Source organism: Roseimicrobium gellanilyticum (genome assembly GCF_003315205.1).
Classification (GTDB): domain Bacteria; phylum Verrucomicrobiota; class Verrucomicrobiia; order Verrucomicrobiales; family Verrucomicrobiaceae; genus Roseimicrobium; species Roseimicrobium gellanilyticum.
The window spans coordinates 405,219-423,767 of record NZ_QNRR01000007.1; the positions used below are offsets into that span (position 1 = coordinate 405,219).

16 protein-coding genes are annotated in these 18,549 nt (G+C 60.2%); 7 read left to right on the forward strand and 9 right to left on the reverse strand.

Annotated elements, in window-relative coordinates; all coding sequences use genetic code 11:
* Window positions 1–55: 55 nt before the first annotated feature.
* Window positions 56–1,063, reverse strand: coding sequence for a polyprenyl synthetase family protein (locus DES53_RS20265; RefSeq protein WP_113960121.1), 1,008 nt, complete (start codon window positions 1,061–1,063; stop codon window positions 56–58).
* 331 nt (window positions 1,064–1,394) lie between these two features.
* On the opposite strand from DES53_RS20265, the gene DES53_RS20270 reads away from it, so the two are divergent.
* From DES53_RS20270 to DES53_RS20280, 3 genes are all read left to right on the forward strand, one after another.
* Entirely contained in the window at window positions 1,395–2,222 is an 828-nt protein-coding gene (locus DES53_RS20270) for an SRPBCC family protein (RefSeq protein ID WP_113960122.1), read from the forward strand.
* Between the two features lie 60 nt (window positions 2,223–2,282).
* Window positions 2,283–3,209 (forward strand): cation diffusion facilitator family transporter, encoded by a 927-nt coding sequence (locus tag DES53_RS20275; RefSeq protein WP_113960123.1) that lies wholly within the window; start codon window positions 2,283–2,285, stop codon window positions 3,207–3,209.
* A gap of 71 nt (window positions 3,210–3,280) precedes the next feature.
* Window positions 3,281–4,582: a PQQ-like beta-propeller repeat protein gene (locus DES53_RS20280; RefSeq protein WP_113960124.1), complete on the forward strand. Its 1,302-nt coding sequence runs from the start codon at window positions 3,281–3,283 to the stop codon at window positions 4,580–4,582.
* Window positions 4,583–4,599: 17 nt separating this feature from the next.
* Here the strand turns inward: DES53_RS20280 and DES53_RS20285 are convergent, their stop codons facing one another.
* From DES53_RS20285 to DES53_RS20295, 3 genes are read right to left on the reverse strand one after another with little or no spacing between them, the layout of a single operon-like run.
* Window positions 4,600–6,147 (reverse strand): sulfatase family protein, encoded by a 1,548-nt coding sequence (locus DES53_RS20285; RefSeq protein WP_113960125.1) that lies wholly within the window; start codon window positions 6,145–6,147, stop codon window positions 4,600–4,602.
* 52 nt (window positions 6,148–6,199) lie between these two features.
* Window positions 6,200–6,646: a hypothetical protein gene (locus tag DES53_RS20290; RefSeq protein WP_113960126.1), complete on the reverse strand. Its 447-nt coding sequence runs from the start codon at window positions 6,644–6,646 to the stop codon at window positions 6,200–6,202.
* A 34-nt stretch (window positions 6,647–6,680) separates the two neighbouring features.
* On the reverse strand, window positions 6,681–8,273 hold the full coding sequence (locus tag DES53_RS20295; protein ID WP_113960127.1) for a glucose-6-phosphate isomerase: 1,593 nt from the start codon (window positions 8,271–8,273) through the stop codon (window positions 6,681–6,683).
* A gap of 69 nt (window positions 8,274–8,342) precedes the next feature.
* On the opposite strand from DES53_RS20295, the gene DES53_RS20300 reads away from it, so the two are divergent.
* The gene (locus DES53_RS20300) at window positions 8,343–9,164 is read left to right on the forward strand and encodes a sulfite exporter TauE/SafE family protein (protein WP_113960128.1); all 822 of its coding nucleotides are present in this window, start codon (window positions 8,343–8,345) and stop codon (window positions 9,162–9,164) included.
* On the opposite strand, the gene DES53_RS20305 is transcribed toward DES53_RS20300, so the two are convergent.
* The 4 genes from DES53_RS20305 to DES53_RS20320 all read right to left on the reverse strand — a co-directional run bounded on the left by DES53_RS20305 (window position 9,145) and on the right by DES53_RS20320 (window position 12,054).
* Window positions 9,145–9,624: an MOSC domain-containing protein gene (locus DES53_RS20305; RefSeq protein WP_147263505.1), complete on the reverse strand. Its 480-nt coding sequence runs from the start codon at window positions 9,622–9,624 to the stop codon at window positions 9,145–9,147. The genes DES53_RS20300 and DES53_RS20305 overlap by 20 nt on opposite strands.
* 69 nt (window positions 9,625–9,693) lie before the next feature.
* Window positions 9,694–10,083, reverse strand: coding sequence for a hypothetical protein (locus tag DES53_RS20310; protein ID WP_113960130.1), 390 nt, complete (start codon window positions 10,081–10,083; stop codon window positions 9,694–9,696).
* Window positions 10,080–10,745, reverse strand: coding sequence for an RNA polymerase sigma factor (locus tag DES53_RS20315; protein ID WP_113960131.1), 666 nt, complete (start codon window positions 10,743–10,745; stop codon window positions 10,080–10,082). The genes DES53_RS20310 and DES53_RS20315 overlap by 4 nt, the downstream gene beginning before the upstream one ends.
* Window positions 10,746–10,761: 16 nt before the next feature.
* Entirely contained in the window at window positions 10,762–12,054 is a 1,293-nt protein-coding gene (locus DES53_RS20320) for a PDZ domain-containing protein (RefSeq protein ID WP_147263506.1), read from the reverse strand.
* A 112-nt stretch (window positions 12,055–12,166) separates the two neighbouring features.
* Here DES53_RS20320 and DES53_RS20325 point away from each other — a divergent pair, with 112 nt between their 5' ends.
* Together DES53_RS20325 and DES53_RS20330 are read left to right on the forward strand one after the other, a co-directional pair.
* Window positions 12,167–13,438 carry an outer membrane protein assembly factor BamB family protein gene (locus tag DES53_RS20325; protein ID WP_170157250.1) on the forward strand — a complete coding sequence of 424 codons (1,272 nt, stop codon included), beginning with the start codon at window positions 12,167–12,169 and terminating at the stop codon, window positions 13,436–13,438.
* A 150-nt stretch (window positions 13,439–13,588) separates the two neighbouring features.
* Window positions 13,589–16,150 (forward strand): PAS domain S-box protein, encoded by a 2,562-nt coding sequence (locus tag DES53_RS20330; RefSeq protein ID WP_113960134.1) that lies wholly within the window; start codon window positions 13,589–13,591, stop codon window positions 16,148–16,150.
* Window positions 16,151–16,210: 60 nt separating this feature from the next.
* On the opposite strand, the gene DES53_RS20335 is transcribed toward DES53_RS20330, so the two are convergent.
* Complete coding sequence (locus tag DES53_RS20335; RefSeq protein ID WP_113960135.1) at window positions 16,211–17,368, reverse strand: Gfo/Idh/MocA family protein; 1,158 nt, start codon at window positions 17,366–17,368, stop codon at window positions 16,211–16,213.
* Between the two features lie 152 nt (window positions 17,369–17,520).
* Between DES53_RS20335 and galE the strand changes: the two genes are divergently transcribed.
* Complete coding sequence (galE, locus tag DES53_RS20340) at window positions 17,521–18,531, forward strand: UDP-glucose 4-epimerase GalE (RefSeq protein ID WP_113960136.1); 1,011 nt, start codon at window positions 17,521–17,523, stop codon at window positions 18,529–18,531.
* Window positions 18,532–18,549: the final 18 nt, after the last annotated feature.

An 18,549-nucleotide genomic window follows, 5' to 3' on the forward strand; every position in this document is an offset into this window, starting at 1 on the left:
GCGCCATGGCGTCAATGGAAGAAGGATGTGGCGCAAAGACAGAAGGGCGCTGTGATCAGGCGGCCTTGCACTGATCCAACAAGCCATCCAGATACTGCGTCACCGTGACCATGGCGTCCTTGTAGACCGTCGCGGGAAGGCCCACGAGATTTTTCCGTGCGTCCTCGAGCATCTCACGTGCCGTTCTCACGGAGCGGTCGATGGCCCCGGCATAGTCGGCAATGCCGGCGAGGATGCTGGTGTCCATGGGTTCCCCCTTGAGCACCATGCGCTGCAGCTTGATGCGTTGCTGCTCGCTGGCGTCCTGCAGGAGGTACAGCATGGGCAGGGTCAGCTTGCCCTTGGCGAGGTCGGTCCCGAGGGTCTTGCCGATGGCTTTTTCATCACCGACGAGGTCGATGCAGTCATCGTAGATTTGGTACGCCGTGCCGAGCTTCAGGCCGTAGCTCTCCATGGAGGCTACGAGTTCATCACTCTGGCCATTGAGCTTCGCCCCGAGTTCCGTGGCGGCCGCGAAGAGGGCAGCCGTCTTCATCTCGATGATGCGGAAGTAGTCCTGCAGGGAGAGATTGAAATCAAAGCGCCGCTGGGTCTGCAGGATCTCCCCACAGGCCACGTCGCGTGAAGCGCGAGCGATACGGCGGCATATCCCCGAATCCGCGAATTCCGTGGCCAGTTCCAGCGCGTAGGCAAAGAGGCTATCCCCCAGTAGCACACTCAAGGCGTTGCCCCATTTTGCCGCCGCGGTGGGCACCTCACGACGCAAGGTCGCACCGTCCATGATGTCGTCATGCACCAGAGAGGCGATGTGCACCATCTCCAGAATCACCGAGAGCCGGCGGTGGTCGTCAGAGACGCCGCCCGTGGCTCCGCCTGCGAGCACTGCCAGGGCCGGACGGATGCGCTTGCCTGAGGTGTTGCAGACATAGGACACATAACCTTCGACGGCGGGGTCAAAAGCACGCGCCTGCTCCTGCAAAATCTGCTCGATGTGGTCCACTTCAGGCTTCACCAACTCAAAGGGGAAGGCCGCCTTTGGTTTGAGGAAGGAAGGGAGTTTCATGGGTGAGGTAAGCGGAGATTGTGAAATATTTCACAAGGAACGTGAAGTCTGACAGAAGTCAACTTTTCGTCACTGCCAGCTTCTTAAGGATAAATACGCCCAAAGGCAACAGGCTGATAGTGAAAGCCCCCGGAAATTTTCGAGTGCAGAGGCGGGCAAATGTGGGGTGGAGCCCGGGCCAGGGTGGCTGCGAGGGCTCTCGCCTGCTGTGAACCTTGCGGAGGCTCGATTCGTAACGAGATTAGACATTGACAAAAAAAGTTGTCAAGGCAGACTGGTGTGGTCTGCAACGAATGCGCCTTTCAGCATCATCCCTCACCCCTCTAGCACCATGCCTGTGAAGAAAGACGAAAACGGTCAGCGCTCTGTGGAAGCGGAAGTCGAAGTGCCCGGAACTCCGGAGCAAGTGTGGAAGGCCATCGCCACGGGAGAGGGGATTTCGTCCTGGTTCGTGCCCAGCGAGGTAGAGGAAAAGGAGGGCGGCGCGGCAGTCAGCCACTTTGGACCCGGGAACACGATGGACGCGGTGGGCACGGTCAAAGTGTGGCAGCCGCCCCATCAGTTCGTCGTGGAGACCACCGAAGGCCCGGGAGCCGTGGCCTCCGAATGGACGGTGCAGGCCAAGTCCGGGAGTACCTGTGTAGTGCGGGTGGTTCACCGGTGGTTCGCCAGCACGGATGAGTGGGACAATCAATTCGAGGGCCACACCTATGGCTGGCAGTCCTTTTTCCGCATCCTGCGCCTGCATCTGGAGCATTTTGCCGGGCAGTCGTGCGCTTCGTTTCAAGTCATGGGCACGGCGCCTGAGCCCAAGGGAGAGGCCTGGATGAAGTTCCTGAATCTGCTCGGCATCCGCGAAGTGACGTTGGGCCAGGGCATTTTTACAGTGGCGGGCGCACCTCCGCTTAACGGCATCGTGCGCTGGGCGGGGCAGGAAATGTGGCCGGAGGACCTTCTCGTCACGCTGGACCGTCCCGCTCCTGGCATTGCCCACGTCACGGCCCATCCCATGGCCGGGCAGGTGTTCCTCTGTGTTCGGATGTACCTTTCCGGACCCGGTGCAAAAGCCGTCGTGCAGGAGGCGGAGACCACGTGGCAGCAATGGATGAGCGCGCACTTCGGTACCGTGCCTGAGACGAACATCATGGACTGTTCGTGATCGGGCCATCATACGGGTGGCGCGACAAGGTGTGCTGGGGCATAACTCCACACCCCCTGAATGTCCGCTGCGCCTCCCATTCCGCTCACGCGCTACGCCTGGCTCTCCATTGGCGCGGCGCTGGTCACCTTCTCGCTGAAGATGACCGCGTGGTGGTTCACCGGATCGGTGGGCCTGCTGTCAGATGGCCTGGAGTCTCTCGTGAATCTGGCGGCTGCGGTGATTGCATTGATCTCGCTGCGAGTGGCGGCCGTCCCCGCGGATGACGACCACGCCTACGGGCATACGAAGGTGGAGTACTTCTCCAGCGGCATGGAAGGAGGGCTGATCGTGCTTGCTGCGGTGGGCATTGCGTGGACGGCCACTACCCGTCTCATGAATCCGGAGCCGCTGGAGGCTATTGGGCTCGGCCTGTGGCTCTCGACGGGAGCTTCACTCATCAATCTGGCTGTGGCGAGAGTGCTCTACAGGGTCGGGAAGAAGGCGCATTCCATCACCCTGCAGGCGGATGCGGACCATCTGATGACGGACGTGTGGACCTCCGCCGCGGTCATTGTCGCCGTGGCACTGATCGCGTTCACTGGCTGGCAGGTCCTGGATCCCATCATCGGTCTGCTGTTGGCGGCTCACATCGTCTTTGTCGGCATCCGCCTGGTGAGAAAGTCCCTGCTCGGCCTCATGGATACAGGGCTGGATGCTGAGGACATGGCAGTCGTGAATGCTGTGCTGGATCGCCATCGCGCGAATGGAGTGCAATTCCATGCACTGCGCACCCGGCAGGCCGGTGCATGGCGCTTCATGTCCGTGCACGTGCTGGTACCTGGCGAGTGGACCGTCGCTCGCGGGCATGAGCTTTCTGAGGAAATCGAGAACGAGCTACGTGAGCACCTGCCAAGGCTCACGGCTCTCACGCACCTGGAGCCCATCGAGGATCCGGCATCCTATGAGGATCTGCCGGAGAAAAGGGAGAAGCCGAATGGCGCGTAACGCGAGGCAATGTGCTGACACAATCGCCCCACCCGCAGCGTTGATACAACCGCCCACCAGCCTTCACCTGCATGCTCCGTACAGCCGCTCTTCTTGTCGTCCTTCAAGCTACTGTTGCTTTTGCAGAGAATTGGCCGCAGTGGCGTGGGCCGCGACTGGATGGCACATCACAGGACACGGGCTTCTCCACGATCATTTCTCCCGAGACCATCAAGTGGAAAGCGGATCTGCCAGGAACGGGACACGCTTCACCGATCGTTTGGGGTGATAGAATCTTCACGGTGGCTGCGGTGGAAGCCACGGGTGACCGTGTTCTGATTTGCCTGGATCGCGCGACGGGCAGTCTGCTCTGGCAGACTACGGTCCTCGATGCACCACCGGAGGCGATTCACCGGCTTAACAGTCTCGCCTCCAGCACCCCAGCGACGGATGGTGAGAAGGTCTTCACTGCTTTCCTCGACAACAATGAGACCCCGGATTCACGCAAGGCCAATGAAGGACGCGAAATCCCCAAGGGCGAAGTTCCCAAGGGCACCGTGGTGATCTCTGCGCATGACTTCTCCGGCAAACAGATCTGGCAGGTGCGTCCTGGCCTCTTCTCCAGCAAGCACGGTTTCTGTTCCTCACCGATCCTGCACAAGGACAAGGTGATCGTGAATTGCGACCATGATGGCGACGGCTACATCGTTGCGCTGTCGCGTGCGGATGGCAAAGAGCTCTGGCGCGTTGCCCGGCCCAACAACACACGCAGCTACTGCGTGCCCATCATTCGTGAACTCGCAGGGAAGACACAGATGGTACTCAGCGGCACGAAGTGCGTGATGAGCTACAACCCGGATGACGGCAAAGTCATCTGGTCCATGGAAGGACCCACGGAGCAGTTCGTGGCGTCACTTGTTTACAACGATCGCGCCGGTTATCTCTTCCTCACCGCTGGCTTTCCTGAGAAGCACATCCTGGCCATCAAGCCGGATGGAACGGGTGACGTGACCAAGACGCACATCGCCTGGCGCACGAATCAGGGCGCGGCCTATGTGCCTTCACCCATCGCAGAAGGTGATTGGTGCCTGGTGGTCTCAGACTCCGGTGTGGCGCATTGCTTTGATGCGAAGACGGGGCGCATCGCATGGGAGGAGCGGATGCGTGAACATCATGCGTCTCTCGTGAGTGCAGAGGGCAAGGTGATCTTCATCAACGACTTCGGCGTGACTCGTGTCGTGAAGCCCGGGGACAAGTACGAGCTCGTGGCCGAGAGCCAGGTGGGGGAGAAGGTGTTCGCTTCACCCGCGCTCAGCGAAGGCCAGATGTTCATCCGCGGGGATAAGTCGATAATCTGCGTCGGTGAACGCAAGAGTGGCGTGGCGGGAAGGTAAGCGCAGGATTCAGGCGTTCATTCGTCGTCAGGCGTCGCCTTTCCTGCCCTTTTCTTGCCGCCTTTCTTTCCTCCCACGCGTTCTTCCGCCTCCTTCTCTTGGATGGCGACCCAGGCCTCCCGTGCTGCGGCATCGCCGCGCTTGCGGAAGATTTCGAGCATGGGGTCTTCATATTTCACCATCCATGACTCCAGCATCTGGCGCATGGTGTCCGCATCCTTGGCGTGAGTGGTGTGGCCGATGAGATTGTGAAGGCAGTCGGGATCCTGTTCCACATCGTACAGCTCCTCCATGGTGCGGTGCTGGTAGACTTCCAGGCGGCCCGCGATCTTGGAATCCGTTTTGGCAAGAGCCACCATGCGGCGGTAGGTGGAGGTGCCGCTCGTGGCCGTGGCCATCACCCGGGTGCCATTGGACCAGGCGTTGAAGATGTAGAGATACTTCTTCGTCTGGATGGCTCGCATGGGATCGCGGGAGCGTCCTGCGTTCTCCGTGTGGCCTTTCACGATGAAGTCGCGACCTTCCTGTGAGGTGTTGCGAAGAAGCGGCGCAAAGGAAGAGCCATCCAGTCCGGTGGGATGCGTGATCCCTGCGGCATCCAGCAATGTCGGGAGGAAATCCACGGCGGAAACCATGTTCGTTTCATCCACGGATCCTGCCTTTGTGATTCCCGGCCAGCGCACAATGAGGGGCGTGCGGGTGCTGTGATGGTAGAGCTGCGTCTTTGCGAACGGCAGGGGCATGCCATGATCCGAGAGGAAGAGAATCAGCGTGCGCTCGTCCTCGCCTGACTTCTTCAGCGCAGTCAGGATGGCGCCCACACAATCGTCCGCACGGCGCACGGAGGAATAGTAGTGGGAGAGTTCCTTGCGGACGACTGGGTCATCGAACAGGAAACCCGGAATCGGCACCTCTTCCGGTGTGAAGACACGGCTGGGCACATGCTCATCCGGGATGGTCTCACCCCGATTGCCCTCCGCATAGAAGGGCTTGTGCGGATCGGAGACATTGATCATCAGGCAGAAGGGTTTGCCCGCAGACTTCGCGGCCTGAATGCCTTGGGTGGTGCTCACCTCGTAGGAAGGAGCATCCTTCACGTGCACCTTCTTTCCATCGGGGCCGTCATCGAGATCAAGGTCCCATTTGTAGGGGGAGTAAGGAGTGGAATGCGCCACCTTGCCGCGGATGCCGGTGAAGTATCCACCGCCTTTCATGAGATCTGTCAGCACCGGATATTTCACGTCCCGGACCTGATAGAAACCCTCGATGCGATTGTGGTGGGTGTAGCGCCCGGACCACATGACATTGCGTGAAGGCATGCAGTTCCCCGCCTGCGCGTGCGCGAGATTGAACTTCATGCCTGCAGACGCGAGCCGATCGATGTGCGGCGATGTGTCCGGCAGCTTGCAGCCAAAGGCTCCGAGGGAGTCCGCGCTCATGTCATCCACCGTGATGATCAGGATGTTGGGCCTGGAATCCGGTGCCTCCGCAGCCCGTCCACTGCAAGGGAGACTGGCTGCAAGCACCGCTGCAAAACACAATACGAGAGACCGGCTGAAATTCATCCGCCTTAAACCGGGGGTGACCGCTCGTTCTAGCGCAAAGTTTGCGCGTAGCTCAGCCCCCCACCGCCCGTCGGGCACTCGTCTTGCTGGAGCCGCCCTGGATGCGTTCGGCCTCGGCTGCGCGCAACTGCTCCTCCTTCGTCAGGGGGCGCTGGCTGGAGAGGCGATGGCGGGTGGTGACGCCCCAGACCACGAAGCCCACGTCCGCCACCAGCACCAGCATCGCGGCGATGATGCCGTACTTCCGGATGAGCTCATCCAGCCGTTTGTTACGATTGACGGAATGATCCTCTGGGTTGCAGAACTTGGACTGGTACAAACGACGCCAGCCACGCGGATTCCGCGCAATGCAGAAGAACCAGATGAACAGCGCCGTGAGGACGATGCACAGGATCTGGAAGGGCAGTGGGAAATAGTCCACGTGCAACACAGCTTCGTCCGTGGTCACGGACGAAGCATCAGCCAGCAGGATAGGAATGGATGGGGGAATCCAAGGCATTATGCCCCTATTCTGAACGCGGCTGCCGGAATGCTCAAGCGTGCGTTTCCAACGTGAAGCGGTCGTCACCCGGAGTTTTGCCCAAAGACTGAGCCACATGGGCTTCATTGGCTGCGAGATGCACGAGGCAGTGGTACACTTCCTCGGCATCAGCACCGATGGCAGAAGCCACTTCATCCGCCGTGGCAGAGCCTGCTTTCACGAGCTGTGCCCTCACGTTGGTAAGAATCTTCAGGAAGTCTCCGGCAGCCTTCTTACCAGCTTCTACGCCGGGCTGGTGATAGGCATTGATGTTTACGAGAGTGGCGTAGTAACCCACCGCGCGCTCGAAGAGGGCGACAATCGCGCCGACCACGTAGGCATTCACTCCAGGCACACTGATGGTCACGGATTCGCGACCATTTTCGTAGAGGGCCTTGCGGGTGCCGCGCAGGAAGCCCTGGAGGAAGTCGCCGCAGGTGGTGGCAGGTTCCACCTCGAGCTGCGGGCCCGAGGCGCTCTTGCGCACCTCAATGAAGGTGGCGAAGAAATTGTTCACGCCGTCGCGGAGCTGTTGCACATAGGCATGCTGGTCGGTGGAACCCTTGTTGCCGTACACGGCAATGCCCTGATTTACCTTGTTGCCATCGAGGTCCAGTTCCTTGCCCAGAGACTCCATCACGAGCTGCTGGAGGTACTTGCTCAGGAGCACGAGGCGATCCTTATAGGGGAGGATGACCATGTCCTTCGCACCTTTGCCGCCACCAGCGTGGTGCCACATGAGAGCCAGCAGCATGGCGGCGTTCTGCTCCACCGGGAGGCTGCGGGTCTTTTCATCCATGGCGGAGGCGCCAGCGAGAAGCGAGTCCACATCCACGCCCTGCAACGCCATGGGCACCAGACCCACGGTATGCATCACGGAAGTGCGTCCGCCAACCCAGTCGGTCATCGGGAAAATCTTCAGCCACTTGTGCTCGTTGGCATAGGCTTCCAGCTTGCTGGTGATGCCATTCGCGGCCGTGCCGGTCACGGCCACCGCGTGCTTGGAGAAGTCCAGGCCGGCGCGTTCATACGCGGCCTTCGCTTCGAGCATGCCATTGCGCGTCTCGGGAGTGCCGCCGGACTTGGAAATGACGACGGTGAGTGTGCGATTGAGATCCGCGCCGATGTCTGCGAGGACGCGCTGGAGGCCGTCCGGATCGGTGTTGTCAAAGAAGTGGGTCTTCAGCGGGGCGTCCCAGGAATTTACCAGGGCGTCCGTGATGAACTGCGGGCCCAGGGCGGAGCCACCGATGCCGACGATCAGCAGGCGGGTGAATCGCCCGCCGCGCTCTGCGACGATGTTGCCCGCGTGGATTTCGTCCGCAAATGCCTTGGATTGGGCGATGTCGCTCTCAATGCCGGTGCGAAGCTCCGGGGAGGGGGCCAGGCCGAAGTTGCGCAGCCAGTAGTGGCCGACCATCCGCTTCTCATCAGGGTTGGCGATGGCTCCTGCCTCGAGCTTTTTCATTTCCGCGAAAGCCTTGTCGGTCAGAGGCTTCATCTTCGTGAAGAAGTCGTCGGGGAAAGTCATCCGTGAGACGTCGAGCGAGATGCCGAGATCGGTGTAGCGGACGAGGTGCTTCTGATAGCGCTGCCAGAGGTTCATGGTAACGGGGAGGTACCACGGACAGGGGGCTGTGCAACCGGCGAATCATTCGTCCTGTGCATTGCGAACATGAAAAATACGACGTATCGCGGGACGATGGATTGGCAGAGGTCCCTGATGGTCGCGGGAGCCGGATTCCTGGCTGGCATGATGAACGCTGTTGCCGGGGGAGGCACCATGGTGACCTTTCCCGCGCTGCTGTGGGCGGGCCTGGGTACCATGCAGGCGAATATTACCAGCACCGTTGCCTTGTTCCCGGGAATGCCACTCAGTGCGTGGACCTTCCGCCGGCATGTCGGCAAGATGGGCTCATGGGTTCGCAGGCTCGCCCCCGTCGCCCTGCTGGGCGGTCTGGCTGGCGGGGTGCTGCTGGTGCAGACCGGCTCCCGGGTTTTTGATTTTGTCGTTCCATGGCTGCTGCTTTTGGCCACTGTTCTTTTCATGTGCAACGGCCTGGTGCAGCGGTGGCTGGCTCGCAGGCAGGTGACCGCCATGGCGCCGGGAAAGGAGGAGGAGCCTGCGGAACCGAGGCTGCGTTTGTGGAGCGTCTTCATCCTCGCAGGCGTGGCGGTGTACGGGGGCTACTTTGGTGCGGGCATCGGCATCATGATGCTGGCCACTCTTGGCGTGTTGGGCCTGCGTGACATCAATCAGATGAATGCACTGAAGGTGGTGCTGGCCATGCTCATGAATGTCTCCGCGGTGATCTACTTCATCATCACCGGAGGAGTGCAGTGGGATCTGGCCCTGTGGCTCATGGCGGGGTCCATGGGCGGCTATTGGACCGGCAGCCACGTGGCGCAGCGCATTCCCGCCGTGTGGGTACGTACTGCGGTCATCCTGATCGGGCTGGCGATTTGTGTGGAGCTTTTTATGCGGCAGTGGCGGTGACGTGGATCTCATCACCCACGCGCAGGAAGCCATCACTCAGGATGGCTGCTCTCAGTCCTCCGCGGTTTGCCAGCGGTTTGAGCAGTGCCATGCCGGTCACGACGTTGAGGTGGGCGCAAGGGTCACAGAACCGGATGCCTTCCATCAGCACGCCGCCAATGCGGAACTTCACACCGACGAGGTCATTGAGCCGTATGCCCTCCGTCACCAGATTCCTCCGGGCCTGTGCCGCGCTCAGGCGAATACCGTGTTCTATTTCGACCGCTTGCAGCGCCTCGCTTTCAATCAAAGTCAGCTCACGGCCCGGACCCAGAGGGGTGGCATTGGAAAAAGTGCCGTTCCCGATGAAGTAACGATCACCGACAAGTCCAGCATGCGCTTTGGCTTCTGCCTCGGTCACCGAACTGGGCAAGACAGTGGCGGCTGGCGAAAGGTAGATGGCAATGAGGCGTGGAACCATGAGCGAGAACATCGGGCGGTCCAGGACCATCGCTGCGCCTTGCCGATTTGCAGCGACAAACTGTTTCCGCTACCGCTCCATTACCAGCAAGGTGTGCTTGCCATCCGGCCACTCCATCAGCGCGACGGGGGTGTCCTTCAGCAGTTCGAGGAGTTCCTTGTCATTCACTTCGTGAATCGTGATGGGCTCGGGAGGCGCTGGCACGGCGTGCACAGTCGATGGCGTGGCAGGAGATTCTTGAAACCAGTGGCTCTGTTGCACCAGGAGAAGCGTTACGAGAGCACACACACATGCACCCGCCGCCGTGCCGAGGTAGGTGCTCGTACGTTTTCGCCGGGCTCGTTCCTGGCTCACCATCTCCAGCAGGGTGGTGCGGTTCGGCCCCAAGTGTTCGCAGTCAGACTCGGGAGTCACGACGTCATCGAGCAAATGCTGCATCGATTTTTGTTTCGAGTTCATGTTCCTTGCAGGCGGAGTTGGTGGGCGATTTCCTCCCTGAGCCGTTGGCGTAAGCGTGCAAGCCTGCCTTCCACGGCGCGGCTGGAAATCGAGAGGCGTGCTCCGATGGTTTCAAGGGATTCACCGGTAAAATAGCGACCTTCGAGAAGCAGGTTCTCCTCGGCAGTGAGTTGGGCCAGGGCAGCTTCCATCGCCTGCATCAGGCTGGCGGTGTCATCTGCTGCCGAGGTTTCGGGTAAGGGCGACCACCATTGCTTGAATCGCTCCAGGGCGCGTTTGTAACGTCCGCCTTTGCGACGCAGATCCGCAGCCGCATGGCGTGCCGCGCAGGCAATCCAGCACCAGAGGGCTTGTTCATCCGCGAGCACGCGCATGTGCCGCACGATGCGCAGCCACGAGGCCTGGGCGATTTCCGAGGCGAAGGATGCATCTCCGGCAGCCAGGGCGAAGCAGTAGCGGTTGATGCGTGCACTCCACTCATGATGGAGCCAGGTGAAGGCGGGCTCCTCGCCATGTTTCAGCGCTGTCGTCAGCCCCGGCACATCATCCAGAGTGAACGCAAGCTCTCCCGTCGCCGGCAGTTCGTGCGAGAGGGCTGGCTCCGCGTGATCCATGAGGGCGGCGAATGAGGATTCGACGATGCTGGTGGATGGAATGGACACGTGACGATGAAGTCACTCAACGTTGCAACGCGCCCGGGTCTTTGGCGCTTGCGGCTTCATTTTCTTTCAACACGGTGATGATTTGCTGGATGATCTCATGCTGCTGCGCGGAGGCTTTCACAATGAGCACCCTGGTATTGCGGTGCAGGGAGAGGACAGGACGCTCCCCGCTGAGCAGGCTGGCGTGTTCAAGCGACTCCATGACAAGCTTCTCCAAATCGGTCTGCCATGCAGGTACCTGACTTTCATCGCCCTTCATGATATCAGCCACCGAATAGATGCGCACGAGCGGTCCCGTGGGAGGAGGGGACGCGGCAGGCATGTCGGGTGTTGCAGGAGCGGCACCGGCGAGATTCGTGAGGTTGTGCCTGAAAACCGGAGAGTTGGGGTCATGGCCAGGAATGAATGGATGGGGCCTCACGTCCGTGGTGACGTACGCGAAGGTGTCTAACACGGGTTCCACGACTTTTACCAGAGGAGGCGGGACCATGGGGGGCGGCCCGGGTTGGCGTGTGAGGATCACGACTTTGGGCTGCCCATCGCCATGCGGCGGCGCAACGGTGACGCGAACCTTGGAACCGGGTTCGCCGGCGAGCAGCTCGGAAACTTTTTCCTGGCCCACCTCCGCAGCCCGCACTTCGGTGGCTCCTTCTTCGGCAATGCTCAGCAGCTTCTCTCCCGGGACGATGGCCCTGCTTTGAGCTGCTGGAAGACCAGGCACCACGTCCCGGATGAGGATGTCTCCATTCTGCTCTCCCAAGGTCAACCCGACGGTGCCGATGACATTTCGTGGTAGAGATTTCAAGGCGGGTTTGATCTCAGGTGCCTGCGCCTCGGGTAGCCGCATGGCTGTCGAAACATAGTATCCAATCACCCGCTGGGGTCCCTTCTTATCCTCCGAGCCATCCGGCAGTGCGGGAATCGGTTCCAACCGGCACCCTGCGGCCGCTGCGACCAGTGCCAGGGCGTCCAGTGCCCTTGTGTTGTACAAACAGAGCTTCAGTTCGCCATTGATTTTGGCGTCTTCAGCGCCGGGACCGTAGATGAGTTTGGGGAACACGTCCCTATCTTGCCCTTCTTTTGTATACTTCTCGAGGTAGTACTCTTCCAGGCTGTTTGCTGCGCTGGCCATGGAGCCTGGGCCAAGGTGGCGATAGGTCATCATTTCTGCCAACTCCTCCGCAGGGAATGCGGAGGGAGCAGCAGGAGCCGACGGAGGCAAGGCTGTCGTCTGTGTTTGGGAATGGGTGGTGCCCGCCACGCTGAACATGGCAGCGGTGAGGATGGGAAGCTGGAGTAGAAGTTTCATGAAAGGGAAGGAAGGTGGTTTCATGAGGAACACGACTGCCCCGTCCGAAACCCACGCGGGATTTTTTCAGCGCGGTGCTTTTTTGCGAATGCTCGTGCTGTATCCTGAAGGCATGACTACCAGTGACATCACTGTCTTCCGTCACGCCGCGTTGTGTGCCCTCGCAGCGAAGGCATTGTCTCTTTTTGCATTCAGCGGGATGCTCCCGGGGGCGAATGCCTCAGACTGGCCGCATCTTCACGGTCCGCTTCACAACAATGCCACGCCGGAGGTTGGATGGAAAAAGGAATGGCCTGCGGATGGACCTCCGGTGCTGTGGAAGGCTTCTGTGGGACGTGGTCTGGCGTCCTTCACTGTGGTTGGAGAGCGCGCGTACACCGTAGGCAATGATGGTGCGGATGAGGACAGCATTGTGTGCCTCGATCTGAATTCCGGAAAGGAACTCTGGCGGCATCGCTATCCCTGCAAGACGGCTGCGCACGAGATGCCGGTGGTGCCATTCGGCCCTGCGGCCACGCCCACGGTCGAGGATGGCTGTCTCTACATGCTCAGCAGGGAAGGGGATGTCTGGTGTCTTGACGCAGCGACAGGAAAGGTGATCTGGCAGAAGCACCTGATTGCCGACTTCAAAGGGAAGCGTCCCGTCTATGGCTATGCCAGCAGTGTGCTGGTGCACGAGGGCAAGGCCTATCTTGATGCCGGTGGTGGCGGACAATCCACGGTGTGCGTGGACGCGAAAACGGGCAATCTCTTGTGGGGCAAGGGCAGTGGTGAGGCCGGCTACGCATCACCAGCTTTGGTGAAGATGAGTGGGACCACGGCGCTCGCTTTGTTCAAAGGAGACAGCTTCCGCCTCTTGAAGCTCGATAACGGAGAGGAAATCGCGAGGCACGAGACAGTGACACGCGACTTCTGCAACTGCGCCAATCCACATGTCAAAGATGACATGGTCTTCATCTCGCACACAGGTGCTGATGGCAGCACGTTGCTGAAGTTTGCGGATGGAAAACTCACATCGCAATGGAATGATCGCAATTTGGGGTTGCTCTTCAACTCGGGTGTTCCTTGGGATGGGAAGCTCATCGTCTTCAATGACCAAAAGCGAGGGGTGAAGGAATTGCGCTGTCTCGATATGAAGACTGGGGAGACCGCGTGGGTGTCTGACGAGATCGACAAGGGCACGGCCATTCTCAGTGATGGGCATCTCCTCATCCTCACCAGTGTGGGAGAACTCATCCTGGCAAAGCCGCAACCGGACAGGCTGGAGGTGATGAGCCGCGTGCAGGTGCTGCCAGCAAAGACGTATGTCCTGCCCGTTTTGAGCCAGGGGAGACTCCTGTGCAAAAACAACGCGGGCGAAGTCGTTTGCCTCGATCTGCGCTGACCTCCTGGAGGCGTCTGACACAGACTGCCCTTCTGTATCTCAAGGTTTGTCCCGAATTTGACTGATTCGCCGGGGCATCCAATCCGTTGAAGACGTGCGATTTCCTTCTGCCGTAGTCTCCTTTCTCGAACCTGCCAAGTCTCATCACGCATGACGGATGCCAAGAACGCCAGCCTGCCCGATGAGGCAGGATTTATTTCTCCGGCATTGTTGCTGTCTGCCATCGTGAGTTCCTCGGACGATGCGATTGTCAGCAAGAATCTTTCCGGCATCATCACGAGCTGGAATCCCGGAGCGGAGAGGATCTTCGGCTACAGTGCTGAGGAGGCCATTGGCAGATCCATCACCATGGTCATTCCTGAAGAGAGGCAGGATGAGGAGCGGCAGATTCTGGAAAAGATCCGCAGTGGTCAAAGGGTGGAGCACTTCGACACGGTGCGCCGACGCAAGGACGGCACGGAGGTGCACGTCTCCCTGACCATCTCCCCGATTAAAGACCCTGACGGAAAAATCGTGGGAGCCTCAAAGATTGCACGGAATATCACCCAGAGAAAGCTTGCAGAGGAACTGGCGAGGAAACAGAGGGCCAAGCTGGAGGTGATCAATCAGGTGGGGACCTCGCTGGTAGCGGAGCGCGATCTGTCCGTGCTCGTGCAGGCCATCACGGATGCGGGGAAGGAGCTGAGTGGCGCCGCCTTTGGCGCGTTTTTCTACACCGCGCACAATGAGCAGGGGGAAGTGTTTACGCTCTACACCCTTTCCGGAGCACCGCGGGAGGCCTTTGAAAAATTCGGCATCCCGCGAAACACACCCATCTTCGAGCCAACTTTCCGCGGTACGGGCGTTGTACGCGTTCCGGACGTGACGTTGGATCCTCGCTACGGCAAGATGCCTCCCCACCATGGCATGCCGAAGGGGCACCTGCCTGTGCGCAGCTATCTTGCCGTGCCGGTGGCGTCCCGATCGGGTGAAGTCATTGGAGGCTTGTTCTTCGGGCATCCGGAGCCTGATGTCTTCAAGGAGGATGCGGAAGCGGCGGTCGTCGCCCTGGCTGCCCAGGCTGCTGTGGCGATTGAGAATGCCCGTCTGTATGACGCACTCGAGCGCGAGCTCACTCAGCAGCGTGTCATGGAGAGGGCTCTTCGGGAGAGTGAAGCGCTGAGCACCAGCGTGCTCAACAGCAGCGCGGATTGCATCAAGGTCATGGACCTCGAAGGCAGGCTCAGCTCCATGAATACTCCAGGCATTGAAGCATTTGATCTGGGGTCGTTCGATGACGTGAAGGGGAAGTTGTGGTCCGACCTCTGGGTAGAAGAAATGCGGGACGAAGTGCAGCGAGCAGTCGCGCAGGCAGCGGCAGGCTCGACCTCGAGATTCAATGGTCCCTGTGTGACTGCGAAGGGAGTTTCCAAATGGTGGGATGTGATAGTCACGCCGCTGCGCGACGCCGATGGAAAGGTCAACCGGCTTACCGCGACCTCGCGTGATATCACCGAGCAGCGCAAGACTTCAGAGGAGGCACTGGCCTCTGCCGCGGAAGCCGAGCGCCAGAGCCGCATGAAGGACGAGTTCCTGGCAACGCTTTCTCACGAGTTGAGGACGCCCCTGCAATCCATCCTCGGCTGGACGCAGATGCTGCGTTCAGGAGTGTGCGAGGAAGGTGAGCTCGAGCAGGGGTTGGAAGTCATCGACCGCAACGCGCAGGCTCAGACGAAGATCATTGAAGACCTTCTCGACATGAGTCGCATTCTCTCCGGCAAGGTGCGGCTCGATGTGCAACGCGTGCAGGTCGCCTCTGTCATTGAGTCCGCGTTGGAAACCGTCAAGCCGGCGGCGGACGCAAAAAATATCCGTCTGCAATCCATCTTGGATCCGCTGGCCCGGCCCATTTCGGGAGATCCGGCACGGCTACAGCAGGTCTTTTGGAATCTGCTCAGCAATGCCATCAAGTTCACGCCTCGTGATGGCCGGGTGCAGATCCTGCTGGAGCGGGTGAACTCACATCTGGAAGTCGTTGTTACGGACACGGGATGCGGCATTGAAGCGGACTTCCTACCCTACGTGTTCGAGCGTTTCCGGCAGGCAGATGCGTCTACAACGCGAAGGCATGGGGGGCTCGGACTGGGACTTGCGATTGTGAAAAATCTCACGGAACTGCATGGTGGCACGGCGAGGGTCAAGAGTCCTGGCGTGGGACAGGGTTCGACGTTTGTGATTTGCCTGCCACTCGCGCCCATCCACGTGGAGCCTGATGATGGCTCGCGCCGTCATCCAGATGCTGTGAATGGCGAGCGCACCATGGCGCCACCGCCGAAGCTCGATGGCATTTCCGTGCTGGTCGTGGATGACGAGGAAGATGCCCGCATGCTCATCGCCAAAATGCTGGCCAAAGCCGGGGCGCAAGTGCACAAGGCTGGCTCTGCGAAAGAGGCTATCGAGGAACTGAAACGTATCCTGCCCGATGTCCTGATCAGCGACATCGGGATGCCGGTTGCCGATGGCTATTCGCTGATTCGCTCCGTGCGCGCCCTGCCCGCCGAGCTTGGTGGCCGCGTCCCTGCGATCGCCCTGAGTGCCTACACGAGAACGGAGGATCGCATCCGCTCCATCTCAGAGGGATTCCAGATTCACCTTTCCAAACCGGCAGATGCGGTGGAGCTGCTCGCGGTGGTGCAGAGCTTGTTCAATGCGACGCGGAATGTGAGGGAATGAAACGAAATGGCGCGAGTGGCGGTGTGCCAACTCGCGCCATGAACGTGCAGTGCAGTCTGATCAACGGAACGACTTCGCGAAGTCATCCGACGTGGCCTTGGCCACGACCTTGGTCTTCTGGAAGGTGCTCGCTTCGCCCTTCTCCAGAAGGATCTTCTCGTAGTCCGCGGAGGACATGGGGAGGTCGATGGTCTTGTCCTGCCAGGTGGAGAGGAGGATGGTATTGGCCAGTTCCACGCTGCGGATGCCTTCTTCAGCAGGGGAGAGGAGTTTCTCGCCCTTGAGGATGGCGTTGGTGAAGTTCTGTAGAATCTCCACGTGCTGACCACCGCTGTTGTCCACGGGGATGTCCATGTGCCAGCTCTCGGGCATGGCGAAGGCGGCTTCGGCCTTCATGCAGAATTCGCTCATGGGCTGGCGGTTCCGCTGGAAGTGGATGCGGGTGCCATCGGTCACGGTGAGGCGGCCCTTTTCCGCGGAGATTTCCAGGCAGTTGCGGCCAGGAGCCTCACCCGTGGAGGTTACGAAGGTGGCGGTGGTGCCGTTCTTGTACTGGAAGACGGCGGTCACATCGTCCTCCACTTCGATCTCGTGGAAACGACCGAACTGGCAGAAGCCGCGGACGCTGTCCGGCATGCCGAAGAGCCACTGGAAGAGGTCCAGATTGTGGGGGCACTGGTTCATCAGCACGCCGCCGCCTTCACCCTTCCAGGTGCCGCGCCAGCCGCCGGTGGCGTAGTAGTAGTTCGTGCGGAACCAGTTCGTCACTTCCCAGTGGACGCGGCGCACTTCACCGAGTTCACCGCTGTCGATGAGGTCCTTCACCTTCTTGAAGACGGCGTTCGTGCGCATGTTGAACATGGCGGCGAAGATCTTCTTCTTGTCCGTGTGGGCAGCGATGAGGCGCTCGCAGTCCGCCTTGTGCACGGAGATGGGCTTCTCCACCAGCACGTGAAGGCCGGTCTTCAGGGCCTCAATGCCGATGGTGGTGTGGGAGAAGTGCGGGGTGCAGATGAGGATGGCATCAATGCGGCCGCTGTGGATCATGGCGTTCACATCGGTGAAGGGAGTCTCCCCCTCGATGAGCTTCGGGAGCGTGCCGACGCTCTCACAGAGCGCGGTCACGCGGAGGCCCTCCACCTTGCCTGCGCGGATGTTCATTAGGTGGGCTTTGCCCATGTTGCCAAGTCCAACGATGCCGAGTCTCACTGTATCCATGAGGCTGAGCGTAGAAGGGTGCAAAGCCGGGTGCAAATGCCAAATGATAAACTTAAATGACCTGAGTGGGAGGGACTCGGAAAGGCCGGAAGTGATCCCGGATTTTAGTTTTTCGCTTGGCAAGTTATTCACATGGCTTGAAATCTTGGTACATGGCAAAAGGCACCCTCCTCATCACCGGCGGCGCTGGTTACATCGGCTCCCACACCGTCAAGCAGCTGCTCCAACGGGGGGAGAAGGTCGTGGTGCTGGACAACCTCGTCTTCGGCCATCGGGAGGCCCTGCCGCTGGACCGGGTGACCCTTGTGGAGGGAGATATGGGGAATGCAGCTCTGGTGGAGAAGATATTCGCCGAGCACCAACCGGAGGCGGTCTTGCATTTTGCTGCTTTTGCCTTCGTGGGGGAGTCGGTGACGGATCCGCTGAAGTACTACCGGAACAACCTCGCCGCTCCGCTCACCCTTCTGGAGGCCATGCAACGTCATGGGGTGAAGGAATTCATCTTCTCCTCCACCTGCGCCACCTATGGGAATCCGCAGTTCATCCCCATGAACGAAACCCACCCCCAGGACCCGGTGAACCCGTATGGCGCCAGCAAGCATATGCTGGAGCGGGTGCTGAAGGACTGCGACACCGCCTGGGGACTGAAGTCGGTCTTCCTCCGTTACTTTAATGCCAGTGGCTGTGACCTTGAGGGTGAGATTGGGGAGGACCACAATCCCGAGACGCACCTCATCCCGCGCATCCTGATGGCGGCCACGGGGGAGCTCGAGAGCATCACCGTCTTCGGCACGGACTACCCGACCCCGGATGGCACCTGCATCCGCGACTACATCCATGTGAATGACCTGGCGGATGCCCATGCGCTGGCGCTGGAGCATCTGAGGAAGGGCGGGGAGAGCGTTGCGGTGAATCTCGGCACGGGACGTGGCTTCAGTGTGAGGGAGATCATTTCCACGGCTGAGCGGGTGACGGGGAAGACCATCCCGGTGACCTATGGACCCCGCCGGGCGGGCGACCCCCCGGAACTGGTGGCCGACCCCGCCAAGGCCAAGGCCCTGCTGGGCTGGGAGGCCCGGCACAAAGAACCGCAGGCACATATTGAATCTGCGTGGAAATGGATGACTGGTCCCCGGAAGGGCCGCTATGCCGCCACTTCGTGACATGAGCCCACCCGCCCA